Here is a 265-nt window from a genome sequence, read left to right as displayed (position 1 = left end):
ATGGACCACTACGTGGAGCTCGACTTCACGGGTTTCAAGAAGGTGGTCGACGAACTGGGCGGGGTGGAGATCACCGTCACCGAGCCGATCTAGGACGAAGACAGCCGGCTGAGCCTGGAGCCGGGGCGCCACACCCTGGACGGGGAGCAGGCACTGGGCCTGGTCCGCACCCGCAAGGGCGTGGGCAACGGCAGCGACCTGGGCCGCATAAAGCTCCAGCACGCCTTCGTCGGGGCCTTCGCCGACCGGGTGGGTGAGGTCGGGG

Annotated in this window: 1 pseudogene; it reads left to right on the top strand. The window is 68.3% G+C overall.

The features are described from left to right. Nucleotides 1-265: pseudogene (locus ACSNOK_RS34565) on the top strand (LCP family protein); the annotation flags it as partial.

The organism is Streptomyces sp. URMC 126 (assembly GCF_051386555.1).
Taxonomy (GTDB): domain Bacteria; phylum Actinomycetota; class Actinomycetes; order Streptomycetales; family Streptomycetaceae; genus Streptomyces.
The sequence above is the reverse complement of the archived record's forward strand: the minus strand, read 5'-3'. Positions and strand labels throughout refer to the sequence as shown.